A 12,542-nucleotide genomic window follows, 5' to 3' on the forward strand; every position below is an offset into this window, starting at 1 on the left:
CCGAGGCTTACACCTCGGTTTTTTCATTCATTTCAGCTTTAAACAGTATTACAAAATGTTTAAGCAATTTCTGCTTCACTTCATCCATATCCACTTCCTTCTTGCCCAATTCCACATTCAAGGAAGTAACTGCCTTACCTTTTATTCCACAAGGGATCATCATATCAAAATATCCTAAATCGGCATTTACATTCAATGCAAAACCATGCATTGTCACCCAGCGCGACGCTCTCACGCCCATAGCACATATTTTACGCGCAAACGGAGTACCGACATCTAACCAAACACCGGTTTCACCTGGTGAACGTTCAGATTTTATTCCGTACTCTGCTAAAGTTAAAATGACCATTTCCTCCAGAAAACGAAGGTATTTATGAATATCGGTAAAGAAATTATCCAAGTCAAGAATAGGATAACCCACTATTTGTCCGGGACCATGGTAGGTAATATCCCCTCCCCTATTTATCTTATAAAAAGTAGCTCCTTTAGCTGCCAAAACTTTTTCATCTACCAAAAGATTGGAAATATCTCCGCTTTTACCTAAAGTATACACATGTGGATGTTCTACAAAAAGAAAATGATTGGGAGTATCTAAATTCAACCCCTCTCTCCTATTCCGTATTTTAAGGTCTAGCGTCTCTTGAAACAATTGTTCTTGATAATCCCAAGTTGCCTTATAATCTCTAAGACCTAAATCTTGTACTTGCACCTTCTTGTTCATCTTGCAAAGATACGAAAAGCAATAGGCTATTTTTCTAACTCTACCTCAATGACCATAGATTCTGGATCCTTCATCATTTCCAAGAAATTTACCTCATGTACCATAGTTTTACCATCCATAGAAAATGTAGCTTCTTCTATATTGGTCGATTTTACACGCCTTGGAAAATGATATTTAAAGGTATAGGTCGAACCTGACAAGAACATTTCTGCTCCCGCTAAACTATCTATACTATTAGCGAACAAAGTTTGATCCAAAATTATAGTCTCACGCTTAAATTTATTCCTCTTAAAACTATATTTCACTTGTGTTGCTTCTTCGGTAGCTCCACCTGGCATAGACTTACCTCCGGCAATAGGACCAATAGCACTTGCACTTTGAAAAGAATTAAAAGCATCGTTAACTTCCTTTACGTTCTTAAAATCGGTATACATATCAAAGTTCATAATTCCGTTTTCTGCATCAACTTTCATATGCAGCTTAAAAGGCTCTAACCTTTTTAATTTTGCTTGTTGTTCTGGTGACAGTTTAGCTATACTATCTTTCTTTTCTATCAATAAATCTTTAAATACCAGCGTAGAATCTATTACCTCCTCTAATTTAGTAGAGTCGGTTTCTGGCAACATTTGTAGCATTTCACCGCCATCAAAAGCTATACTCATTTTACCTGAACCGTTCTCGTTGAAGTAAATTTCTTCTGTAAAATTACAGGCAACAAAAAGTACCGTTATTATAACAGCTGTGAAAATTTTTGAAAATTTCATGAAAGATTTTTCTAATTAGGATTGTTTAAAATGACCAGTGCAGCTATTACACCCGGCACCCAGCCACAAAAAGTTAAAAGTAAAACAATTAGAAATGACCCACAACCTTTACCTAAAACGGCTAAAGGAGGAAAAAATATGGCGAGCAATACGCGAATTAAACTCATTTGATTATAATTTTGATTGATTGATGTACCTTATACGTCGCAAGTATAACTACTTTGTTACAAAAATCGATCTTAAAAACATTCATTATTCAACCAATGCCTAGAAACTTAATATTTATTGGTCTGCTATTTTCTTTAACCATAGGTACAGCACAATACAATTTTAAAGGTCAAATTGCAGAACCACAACCTGGCAAAACCATTTACCTTTCTATCATAGAAGACTACAGAAAGTTTGATAAAATATCGATGGAACAGATATTAAAAAAAACCACTACAGACTCATTGGGCTATTTTAATTTCAGTGGAGACAACTTATTGAATCAAAATAGGGTCTATAGAATACATATTGATGATTGCTCTGAGTCTAACGCTAATACTGCTCATTTTTTTGGCAGTTGCGAGTTCAGTAAAAGAATTTTATTTATTGCCAAAAATACCGATACCATTACTTTCCCTACTTCATTTGATAACGAAGCACTTTGCGAAATTACGTCTACCAATACTATATCTTCTGTCTTTTTAGATATAGATGTATTAAAAGAGCAAATGGCTTACGACTTTAATGAATTTAGAAGTAGTGCCAACAATAGATTAAATTCTAAAAAATGGTTTTCCACGTTACAGGATTACTCCAAAAAAACAAACGAACCGCTGGCAGAATTATACATTTTCAGCTTTTTGTCAGATAAGAGAAATGAAACATATTCCTATTACCTTAAAGATATTTTAAATTCAAACTATTATAATGACCTAGCTGAACGGTTATCTGCTACATATGCAGATGCGCCATTTACTGAACTATACCTCAATGAACTAAACATCGACCAACAAATTGCCCAACAAAACACAGCTCAATTCAATTTATGGAAGTGGTTGCTTCCTTTATTATTGGCGTTTTCTGTAGGCTTAAATGTTTATTACATAATAAGACATAGAAGCAATGCAAAAAAAGCACAAAATGATTTTTTTTCTAAATTAACAGAACAAGAAAACAACATTGTAAAACAAATTCTAGACAACAAAACCAACAAAGAAGTAGCTGCCGCCATGTTCATAAGTGTTAGTACCGTAAAAACCCATATCAACAACATTTACAAGAAATTAGAAGTGGCTTCAAGAGAAGAAATAAAGCAGCGCTATCAATAAATTTTAAAATTCCACCTGGGGTCTAGTACCTATTTCCACCCACATATAACAAGCTTTCGTTAATAATTTTAAGAATTTTCCGGTCTAATCTTAAACCGAAAATCATGAAATTATCATTTCTAATTATTACTTTATGTTTTAGCTACACCAGTAACATCCGCGCTCAAAAAACCATTCAAGAAGTAAAAATCGATAATCAACAACCATTTTTACTTGGAGAAATTACTGTAGATGCACTTTCATCAAACACCTATAAAACATGGTTTCAAGCTAATTTTAATGATTATAAAACCGATGAGGAGAAAGTTAATAGCATTAAAAACAAGATAAACGATTTCAGAATTATAATTTTTATGGGAACATGGTGTGGCGATAGTAAACGTGAAGTACCCAGATTTATAAAAATTCTAGAATCTATAGATTACCCAAAAGAACATTTAAAAATAGTTGCTCTTGACAAACGGAAAGAAAATTATAAAAAAAGCCCACAGGGCGAAGAATGGGGATTGAACATTCGAAGAGTTCCCTCCTTTATATTTTACAAAAACGGACGAGAAATAAATAGAATAATTGAAACACCCATTAGAACCTTAGAGGATGATATCTTGAAAATTGTTTCCCAACAAGAATACATTCCTAATTATGCCTCATCATTACATTTTGATTAAGGAGCTCCATAACAAACAACTTGAGGATAATTGAGTATTTTATAGTTTAAATAAAACCATTTATATCTCTATTACGTTAGATAACTATGACATATTCCAACAAGTTTTTTATAATTCCATTACTAGTTTTTCTTTTTACCATAATTCCGTCTTGTAGCCAGAACGAAGAAATTAGATCTGAACAAATAGCAGAAGACACTATCAATCTGAAAACGATAACTTATTTAGCTCTTGGAGATAGTTATACCGTTGGCGAAAGTGTTACTAATGGCAGTAGTTTTCCGGCTCAACTAAGTGCTAAAATTGAAGAAAACAAAAACTATAAAGTCAATACAACGGTGATTGCACAAACAGGATGGAGAACCGATCAACTAGTGTCATCAATTGGTGGTCGTGAATCTGGCGATTATAATTTAGTTACGCTACTCATAGGGGTTAACAACCAATTTCAATCTAGACCATTTTCACAATATGAATCTGAATTTACCGAACTTTTAAACAAAGCTATCAGCTTGGCTGGCAATGACCCCAACAAAGTAGTAGTGCTGTCTATACCTGATTATTACTACACACCTTATGGGTAAAGCAATGGCAGTGAACGAATTTCTGTTGAACTTGATAGATATAATGATTTTGCCAAATCTACGGCGAAAGAGAAAGGCATTACTTTTCTAAATATTACTGATATCACCAGAAAAGGAATAGAGGAACCTGAACTGGTCGCTAGCGACGGTTTACACCCTTCTGCCCTAGCTTATGAAAAATTTGTTGAAAGACTCTATCCTTTAGTGTCTACAAGATTGAAAGATTAATACATATCGATTATATTTGCCAGCTAAATAAACGACGGCATGCAATTATCGGAGCAAGAGCTTATCAGAAGAGAAAAATTGGAAAAATTAAGAGCGCTGGGTATTAATCCTTATCCTGCTGCTTTATATCCTGTAAATTCTACATCAGAAAGTATTAAATCTGACTATGAAGAAGGCAAACAGGTAATTGTTGCCGGTAGACTTATGTCTCGTCGTATTCAAGGTAAGGCTTCTTTTGCCGAGCTTCAAGATAGTACCGGTCGTATTCAAGTTTATTTTAACAGAGATGAAATCTGTACAGGAGATGATAAAACCTTGTACAACGATGTCTATAAAAAATTATTGGACATTGGTGATATCATAGGTATTGAAGGGGATCTCTTTACTACTCAGGTTGGTGAAAAAACCATTATGGTAAAGAAATTTACCATGTTGAGCAAATCGCTTAGACCTTTACCATTACCTAAAAAAGATGCGGAAGGTAAGGTATACGATGAATTCAATGATCCTGAATTACGTTACCGTCAACGCTATGTTGATTTGGTAGTTAACCCAAAGGTGAAAGAAACCTTCATTAAAAGAACTAAAATCACCAATAGTATTCGTGAGTTCTATAACGATAAAGGTTACCTAGAAGTTGAGACTCCTATTTTACAACCTATACCTGGCGGTGCAACTGCTCGTCCGTTTTTAACGCACCATAATGCCCTAAATATTCCTTTATACTTAAGAATTGCCAACGAACTATATTTAAAAAGATTGATTGTTGGCGGATTTGATGGTGTCTATGAATTCTCTAAAGATTTTAGAAACGAAGGTATGGATCGTACCCATAATCCAGAATTTACGGTAATGGAACTGTATGTAGCCTATAAAGACTACAACTGGATGATGGATACTACCGAAAAATTACTGGAAAAAATAGCTATGGATGCTAACGGAACTACTAAAATAACCGTTGGTGACCATGAAATTGAATTTAAAGCTCCGTATGCACGTGTACCGATTCTTGAAGCCATAAAAATACATACAGGTGTTGATGTTGCCGGAATGCCCGAAGATGAGCTTCGTGAAACCGCTAAAAAGTTAGGATTGGAAGTGGACGAAACCATGGGTATCGGTAAACTCATCGATGAAATTTTTGGTGAAAAATGTGAGCACCATTACGTGCAACCAACATTTATAACGGACTACCCGAAAGAAATGAGTCCGTTGACCAAAGAACATAGAGACAACCCAGCATTGACCGAGCGTTTTGAACTTATGGTAAATGGTAAGGAGTTGGCAAATGCCTATTCTGAGCTTAATGACCCAATTGATCAAAGAGAACGTTTTGAAGAGCAATTGAAACTTTCTGAAAAAGGTGATGACGAGGCGATGTTCATAGACCAAGATTTTCTTAGAGCTTTAGAATATGGTATGCCCCCAACTTCCGGTATTGGCATTGGTATTGATCGTTTGGTTATGTTAATGACCAACAATGCTTCAATACAAGAAGTATTGTTCTTCCCTCAAATGAGACCAGAGAAAAAACAGCTACAATTGTCTGATAACGAAAAGGTGATTTTCGATATTTTAAAGGGCGAAAAGAAAATGGAACTTGCCGTACTTAAAACGAAATCCGATTTAAGTAATAAGGCTTGGGACAAAGGTATTAAAGGCATTATAAAACAGCAATTAGCCAAAATCTACAGGGAAGAAGATGTTCTTTTTGTTGAAATCTTAAAATAGCCATTTACAGGAAGAATAAAAAATAGTAGCTTAGAAGCTGGCAAAACCAACCAGCATGAATTTAAGTAATAAAATAGGTCTAATAATAGGTCCTATCGTATTTTTTATTATCATTCTTTTACCTAATGTATTCATTTCAGAAAATGCAGATGCAGTAATCGCCGTTGCACTTTGGATGGTTATTTGGTGGGTTACTGAAGCGGTTTCCATTTCCGTAACCGCACTTTTACCCCTGCTACTATTTCCAATTTTAAAAATTATGCCCGTTGGCGATGTTGGCGCTAACTACGGTAGCCCAATTGTATTTTTATTCTTTGGAGGTTTTGTAATGGCCCTAGCTTTAGAAAAGGTAAACCTACACAAACGTATTGCCCTTAACATTATTAAACTTACCGGAACCACTGCCAATAAGGTGGTGCTAGGCTTTATGATTGCAACCGCGGTACTGAGCATGTGGATCAGCAACACCGCAAGTACGGTAGTTATGCTACCCATAGCCATGTCTGTCATCAACTTATTGATCGAAGATGAAGACGGCTTTACCAAACGTGACCGTAATTTTGCCCTAAGCGTAATGCTGGGCATTGCTTTCTCCGCTAATGCAGGAGGTATAGCAACAGTTATTGGAACCCCACCAAACTCCGTTTTAATCGGCTTGTTGGAAAACGAATATAACATTGAAATCTCATTCTTAAAATGGATGGTCATAGGATTGCCATTTTCCCTTATTATGATTTCCATTTGCTATGTTGTATTGGTAAAGGTGTTTTTTCCAACTCAGAATTTAAAGTTCAGAGCTTCTAAAACCATTATCCAAGATGAATTGCATAAACTGGGTCCTACTTCTGGCAAAGAAAAAATGGTCTTGGTAATATTCGAGGTTACTATTTTTCTATGGGTATTTAGAACTTTGATTAACTCCATATTTCCCAGCTTAGGGCTTTCTGATATGCTCATAAGTATGTTTGCGGCTATTGCACTATTCACATTACCTTATAATCTAAAAAAGGGTGATTTTATTTTAGAATGGAAAGACACCCAAAAGCTAGCTTGGGGAATTCTTATATTGTTTGGCGGCGGACTTTCCCTTGCCAATGGCATGTCAGTATCGGGTATTGTTGATTTGGTAGCAGAACTTATTGGGCAAAGCAACCTTAGTATTTTGTTCACCGCATCGTTATTGATTATTTTAATGCTATTCATGACAGAAATAATGAGCAATGTTGCACTGGTAGCCGTACTAGCCCCAGTTGTCGCCGGTATTGCCATAGGTTTGGGTCTACCCATCACTTATTTACTAATTCCTATCACCATTGCCAGTAGTTGTGCCTTTATGCTTCCTATGGCTACACCCCCAAATGCCATTGTGTTTGCCAGTGGTTTTATAAAAGTTCATGAAATGGCACGTGCCGGTGTTATTCTTAATCTTATAGCCGTACTCTTATTGATATTATTATTTCAATTCGTGCTTCCGCTGTTATTCTAATGTAAATTTTACCAAAAAATAAAGCCCTTGCGAATAGCAAAGGCTTTATAATCGACTAATTCAGAATGAAAAAATGTTTATTCCTATTTAAAAGACGCCAATAGTTCTCAATTGTTACATATAGGGTTAAGAAATTATTAACTATTTGTTCCAGATATTATTTCAATCTTTGGAAGATTACCTAACTAACTCACAAATGAAAAGAAATTTACTCGTAAAATTAGTACTGTTAATTTGTGTTTTTGGCTATCAAAATGCCGAAGCACAAATTTTTAAAAAGAAGAAAAAAAATACTGAGCAAGAAGCCAGTAAATCATCAAAAGACAAAATTCAACCTTACAATAAGGTCATTACTAAAGATGCCTTAAGTGATACGGGACTTTTTACTACCCACGTAGTCGATGAAAATCACTTTTTTGAAATTCCAGATTCTCTCTTCAATAAAGAAATGTTGATGGTAAGCCGTATATCTAAAACTGCTTCGGGCATTGGTTTTGGTGGCGGAAAAATAAATACCCAAGTACTACGCTGGGATAAGAAAGACAAAAAAGTATTGCTTCGCGTGGTTTCTCATGATGTGGTAGCGGCAGACTCATTACCCGTCCATGAGGCTGTGGTCAACTCTAATTTTGAGCCGGTACTGTTCTCTTTCGATATAAAAGCAATAAAGAAAGATTCAGTTAACCCTGCAACTGTAATTGAAGTCAATGATATGTTCACAAAGGATACCAAAGCCTTTGGTATGCCTAACAGGTACAGAAAAAGATACAAGGTATCTAGGTTAGACGAAGGTAGAGGATACATAGAGTCTATTAAAAGTTACCCATTAAATGTAGAGGTACGCCACGTAAAAACATACTTAGCCAGTAATCCGCCAAGCAATTCTACCCTAGGATCAATTTCTGTAGAAATTAATAATTCTATGGTACTTCTTCCCGAAGAACCTATGAAGCGCAGATATTTTGACGAAAGAGTTGGTTGGTTTGCAAGGGGTCAAGTTGATTATGGTCTGGACGCTCAAGAAAGTAAAACCGTTAAATTCTTAGATAGATGGCGTTTAGAAGTGAAAGATGAAGATGTTGAGAAATTTAAAAATGGCGAACTGGTCGAACCTAAAAAGCAAATTGTTTACTATGTAGACCGAGCTACACCTAAAAAATGGGTGCCTTACATAAAACAGGGAATCGAAGATTGGCAAACCGCTTTTGAAGCTGCCGGTTTTAAAAATGCCATTATTGCAAAAGAACCTCCTACTGAGGAAGAAGATCCAGAATGGTCTCCAGAAGATGTACGTTATTCCGTAGTACGTTATTTAGCCTCACCAATACCTAATGCGAACGGCCCTCATGTTAGTGACCCAAGAAGTGGTGAAATATTAGAGTCCGATATTAACTGGTACCATAATGTAATGACCTTACTAAGAAACTGGTACTTTGTACAAACTGCTGCTATTAATCCTGCGGCTAGAGGCGTTTCTTTTGATGATGAAGTAATGGGCCGCTTAATTCGTTTTGTATCTTCTCATGAAGTAGGACACACCTTAGGCCTACCGCATAATATGGGTAGTAGTGTTGCATATCCTGTAGACTCCCTACGTTCTAAAACATTTACCAAAAAATATGGAACGGCTCCATCGATCATGGATTATGCGCGTTTTAATTACATAGCTCAACCTGGTGATGAAGGTGTAGCCCTTATGCCAGATATTGGAGTTTATGATAAATACGCCATTCAATGGGGCTATAAACCCATTTTAAATACTACGGCTGAAGAGGAAAAAGCAATTTTGGATAAATGGATCCTAGAACATGCCGGTGACCCTCTTTATCGTTTTGGACACCAACAAGTGGGCGATATAGTAGACCCAAGTTCACAGACCGAAGATTTGGGAGACGATGCCATGAAAGCTAGTGAATATGGTATTGCCAACTTAAAAAGAATTGTACCCAAATTAATAGAATGGACCGCTGAAGACGGTAAAAACTACGAAGACCTTGATAAACTGTATGGACAAGTTTTTGCCCAGTTCAATAGATATATGGGGCATGTTTCCAATAATATTGGTGGCGTCTATGAAAACCATAAGACTTACGACCAAGAAGGGGCAGTGTATACTGCAGTACCTAAAGAACGTCAACAAAGAGCCATGACTTTTCTTCAAGAACAGTTATTTGAAACTCCTACGTGGATGCTAGACAAAGAAATTTTGGAACGTACGGAGTATTCGGGCTTCTTAGAGCAAATGCGCTCTATGCAAGTTCGTACGCTTAATAATGTACTTAGTTTAGGCAAAATGGCACGTTTAATTGAAAACGAGACCGTAAACGAAGATAATTCTTATTCTTTGGTACAAATGATGAGCGAATTAAGAAAAGGAATTTGGTCTGAAGCCAGATCTGGTAAAGCCATTGATACTTACAGAAGAAACCTTCAAAAAGCCCATATTGACCGCTTAGCATATTTACTGACAGCAGAAAATCAAGGTAAAGCTTCAGATTTTGGTGGCTACAGAAAATCAACAGTTGTCAACACTAGTCAATCTGATATACGCACCATTGCAAGGGCAGAATTGAACATTTTAAAACGAGATATTAGAAATGCCCGTAATAGAACTTCAGATATGATGACAAAATATCATTACGACGATGTTTCTGAGCGTATTAACGATATTTTAGACCCTAAATAATTAGCTGCTGGTAGCGCTAATATTTCAATCATATCGATGAAAAACCAATATCATCGATGAATGAAATGTATATACCACACATTAAATATTCTAGACATCAAAAAAAGCCCATTACACAACAATGGGCTTTTTCATGCGTTAATCTTTTTTAGATTAGTAAAGAATTTAAAACCCCCAAATCATGACCAACAAAATAAAAAGTCTTATTTACCTAGCTTGTTTCATCTGTGCTTCTGTAGTATACTATCAAAGCACAAACGAAACAGCACAAGAAGAAATCGTAACCAATACTTACGAACAAGAAGCTGATATAGTCATTAACCCTTACAAAACAATGGAGGGAAGGACTCAGACGAATTAAAAAAATTTCAGAACAAAACCTACTTAAAAGCGCGGCCCAAAAGCCGCGCTTTTTAATTATCAATACTTTTGCTTTTCCGTTAAAAAACTATTAAATACTCATTACCGCTTAAACCAATCTGTAAAATTCATGTCAAAGTAACAAATACATAAAAAAATAAAACATGAAAAAATTAGTAATGGCCATATTAATAATGGCAGGCATAACTGCAACGGCACAAGATCACCAAAGAAAAGGAAAAAGACGTGACATGAAAGATTTGACCCCAGAACAAGTAGCTACTATTCAGACAAAAAAAATGACATTGGCCTTAGATCTGAACGAGTCTCAACAGAAAAAGATTAAAACGATCTTAACGGAAGATGCCACGGCACGTAAAGCAAAAATGGAAGAAAGAAAGGCAAATAAAGAAGAAAGTAAAAAACTTTTGACTTCCGAAGAAAAGTACCAGATGGAGATTGAGCGTTTAAATCATCAAATTGCACGTAAAGAGCAAATGAAATCTATTCTTAATGATGAGCAATTTGAAAATTGGGAAAAAATGGACCATAGAAGAAAAAAGCGCGGCAAGGGCAAAAACAGAGAGAATAGAAAAGAAAAACGCTCTGCCAAAGAATAAATATTCAATATAATTTTAAATAAAAGATATCTTCGTTTAAACAAAAAGAGTCCTCAATAGAGGACTCTTTTTTTTATCATTTTATTAACCTTAAAGCTCTATTTCTCTAAGGGCATTGATGGTTGCATCTAAGTCTTCATAACTTAAAGCATCGTTTAAGAAGTAACTTTCAAATGCACTTGGAGGCAGGTAAATTCCCTTCTCTAGCATGCCGTGAAAATACTTTTTAAAAGTTTCGTTGTTTCCTTTTGCAGATGATGCAAAATCGACAACTGGCTCATCAGTAAAATGAACAGAGATCATACTACCGTATCTATTAATTTGATGTGTTACCTTTTTCTCTGTCAAAACCTCAGCAATACCTTTATGAAGATATTCAGTTTTCTTTGCTAAACTATCAAACACTTCGGGATTATTGTTCAGCTCTGTCAACATCGCTAAACCTGCGCTCATTGCCAGCGGATTTCCACTTAAGGTACCCGCTTGATACACGGGACCATCAGGCGCTAGAAAATCCATTATTTCAGTTCTTGCGGCAAAAGCTCCTACTGGTAATCCACCTCCAATAACTTTACCATAGGTAACGATATCCGCCTTAATATTCAATACTTCTTGTGCTCCGCCTTTTGCCAAACGGAAGCCTGTCATCACCTCATCGAAAATCAACAAAATTCCTTCTTGGGTACATATATCGCGAAGTCCTTTTATAAATTCATCCGAAGGTATAATACAACCCATATTACCTGCTATAGGTTCTATTATAATGGCTGCCAGTTCTCCTTTGTTGGCATTTACCAATGCCTTTACACTGTCAAGATTATTATAAACAGCCAATAATGTATCTTTTGCTGTGCCTTGAGTTACACCCGGACTATTTGGACTACCAAAGGTAACGGCACCACTACCCGCTTGTATCAAGAACGAATCTGAATGACCATGGTAACAACCAGCAAATTTTATAATCTTATCCTTGCCTGTAAACCCTCTAGCCAAACGAACAGCACTCATACAAGCCTCGGTACCACTATTAACAAATCTGATCTTATCCATATTGGGAACCATAGAAATAGCCAACTTGGCTAGCTCTGTCTCAATCTCTGTAGGCATACCGAACGAGGTTCCATTTTGAGCCTTTTCTACCACTGCATTAATTACCGGCTCATGGGCATGTCCTAAAATTAACGGTCCCCAAGATGCTATATAATCTATAAGCTTGTTACCATCTTCATCGTATAGATACGCTCCTTTTGCTTTTTTAACGAAAATTGGATCACCGCCAACAGCTTTAAATGCACGCACCGGAGAATTAACACCACCGGGTATATATTTCTTTGCCTCAGCAAATAAGGCACTACTTCTTTGATAAATCATATGCTCT

At 36.1% G+C, this 12,542-nt stretch carries 11 protein-coding genes; 7 read left to right on the forward strand and 4 right to left on the reverse strand.

The genetic code is table 11. From position 1 onward, the window contains the following. Positions 1 to 7 precede the first annotated feature (7 nt). The 3 genes from lipB to DCS95_RS11600 are packed head-to-tail and all read right to left on the reverse strand — an operon-like array spanning position 8 to position 1,652. The gene (gene lipB, locus DCS95_RS11590; protein WP_116770968.1) at positions 8 to 721 is read right to left on the reverse strand and encodes a lipoyl(octanoyl) transferase LipB; all 714 of its coding nucleotides are present in this window, start codon (positions 719 to 721) and stop codon (positions 8 to 10) included. A gap of 26 nt (positions 722 to 747) precedes the next feature. Beyond that, positions 748 to 1,485, reverse strand: coding sequence for a hypothetical protein (locus DCS95_RS11595; protein ID WP_164674179.1), 738 nt, complete (start codon positions 1,483 to 1,485; stop codon positions 748 to 750). A gap of 11 nt (positions 1,486 to 1,496) precedes the next feature. Continuing rightward, positions 1,497 to 1,652 (reverse strand): YqaE/Pmp3 family membrane protein, encoded by a 156-nt coding sequence (locus DCS95_RS11600; protein ID WP_074669928.1) that lies wholly within the window; start codon positions 1,650 to 1,652, stop codon positions 1,497 to 1,499. 96 nt (positions 1,653 to 1,748) lie between these two features. On the opposite strand from DCS95_RS11600, the gene DCS95_RS11605 reads away from it, so the two are divergent. From DCS95_RS11605 to DCS95_RS11640, 7 genes are all read left to right on the forward strand, one after another. Further along, positions 1,749 to 2,801, forward strand: a complete 1,053-nt coding sequence (locus DCS95_RS11605; RefSeq protein ID WP_116770969.1) for a helix-turn-helix domain-containing protein — start codon at positions 1,749 to 1,751, stop codon at positions 2,799 to 2,801. Between the two features lie 104 nt (positions 2,802 to 2,905). Next, positions 2,906 to 3,469 carry a TlpA family protein disulfide reductase gene (locus DCS95_RS11610; RefSeq protein ID WP_116770970.1) on the forward strand — a complete coding sequence of 188 codons (564 nt, stop codon included), beginning with the start codon at positions 2,906 to 2,908 and terminating at the stop codon, positions 3,467 to 3,469. Between the two features lie 86 nt (positions 3,470 to 3,555). Continuing rightward, positions 3,556 to 4,053 (forward strand): GDSL-type esterase/lipase family protein, encoded by a 498-nt coding sequence (locus DCS95_RS11615; protein ID WP_244178448.1) that lies wholly within the window; start codon positions 3,556 to 3,558, stop codon positions 4,051 to 4,053. 267 nt (positions 4,054 to 4,320) lie between these two features. Beyond that, positions 4,321 to 6,012, forward strand: coding sequence for a lysine--tRNA ligase (lysS, locus tag DCS95_RS11620; protein WP_116770971.1), 1,692 nt, complete (start codon positions 4,321 to 4,323; stop codon positions 6,010 to 6,012). A 55-nt stretch (positions 6,013 to 6,067) separates the two neighbouring features. Continuing rightward, entirely contained in the window at positions 6,068 to 7,498 is a 1,431-nt protein-coding gene (locus DCS95_RS11625; RefSeq protein ID WP_116770972.1) for an SLC13 family permease, read from the forward strand. Positions 7,499 to 7,694: 196 nt separating this feature from the next. Continuing rightward, positions 7,695 to 10,184 carry a zinc-dependent metalloprotease gene (locus DCS95_RS11630; protein ID WP_116770973.1) on the forward strand — a complete coding sequence of 830 codons (2,490 nt, stop codon included), beginning with the start codon at positions 7,695 to 7,697 and terminating at the stop codon, positions 10,182 to 10,184. 524 nt (positions 10,185 to 10,708) lie between these two features. Further along, entirely contained in the window at positions 10,709 to 11,164 is a 456-nt protein-coding gene (locus tag DCS95_RS11640; RefSeq protein WP_116770975.1) for a hypothetical protein, read from the forward strand. A gap of 90 nt (positions 11,165 to 11,254) precedes the next feature. Here DCS95_RS11640 and hemL read toward each other — a convergent pair whose 3' ends face one another. Then, positions 11,255 to 12,535, reverse strand: a complete 1,281-nt coding sequence (gene hemL / locus DCS95_RS11645; protein ID WP_116770976.1) for a glutamate-1-semialdehyde 2,1-aminomutase — start codon at positions 12,533 to 12,535, stop codon at positions 11,255 to 11,257. Between the last annotated feature and the right edge of the window lie 7 nt (positions 12,536 to 12,542).

The organism is Maribacter litoralis (assembly GCF_003075045.1).
Taxonomy (GTDB): Bacteria; Bacteroidota; Bacteroidia; order Flavobacteriales; family Flavobacteriaceae; genus Maribacter; species Maribacter litoralis.

Coding starts and splice junctions, on each gene's coding strand:
- lipB (WP_116770968.1), bottom strand. CDS start 721: ATGAACAAGAAGGTGCAAGTACAAGATTTAGGTCTTAGAGATTATAAG.
- DCS95_RS11595 (WP_164674179.1), bottom strand. CDS start 1,485: ATGAAATTTTCAAAAATTTTCACAGCTGTTATAATAACGGTACTTTTT.
- DCS95_RS11600 (WP_074669928.1), bottom strand. CDS start 1,652: ATGAGTTTAATTCGCGTATTGCTCGCCATATTTTTTCCTCCTTTAGCC.
- DCS95_RS11605 (WP_116770969.1), top strand. CDS start 1,749: ATGCCTAGAAACTTAATATTTATTGGTCTGCTATTTTCTTTAACCATA.
- DCS95_RS11610 (WP_116770970.1), top strand. CDS start 2,906: ATGAAATTATCATTTCTAATTATTACTTTATGTTTTAGCTACACCAGT.
- DCS95_RS11615 (WP_244178448.1), top strand. CDS start 3,556: ATGACATATTCCAACAAGTTTTTTATAATTCCATTACTAGTTTTTCTT.
- lysS (WP_116770971.1), top strand. CDS start 4,321: ATGCAATTATCGGAGCAAGAGCTTATCAGAAGAGAAAAATTGGAAAAA.
- DCS95_RS11625 (WP_116770972.1), top strand. CDS start 6,068: ATGAATTTAAGTAATAAAATAGGTCTAATAATAGGTCCTATCGTATTT.
- DCS95_RS11630 (WP_116770973.1), top strand. CDS start 7,695: ATGAAAAGAAATTTACTCGTAAAATTAGTACTGTTAATTTGTGTTTTT.
- DCS95_RS11640 (WP_116770975.1), top strand. CDS start 10,709: ATGAAAAAATTAGTAATGGCCATATTAATAATGGCAGGCATAACTGCA.
- hemL (WP_116770976.1), bottom strand. CDS start 12,535: ATGATTTATCAAAGAAGTAGTGCCTTATTTGCTGAGGCAAAGAAATAT.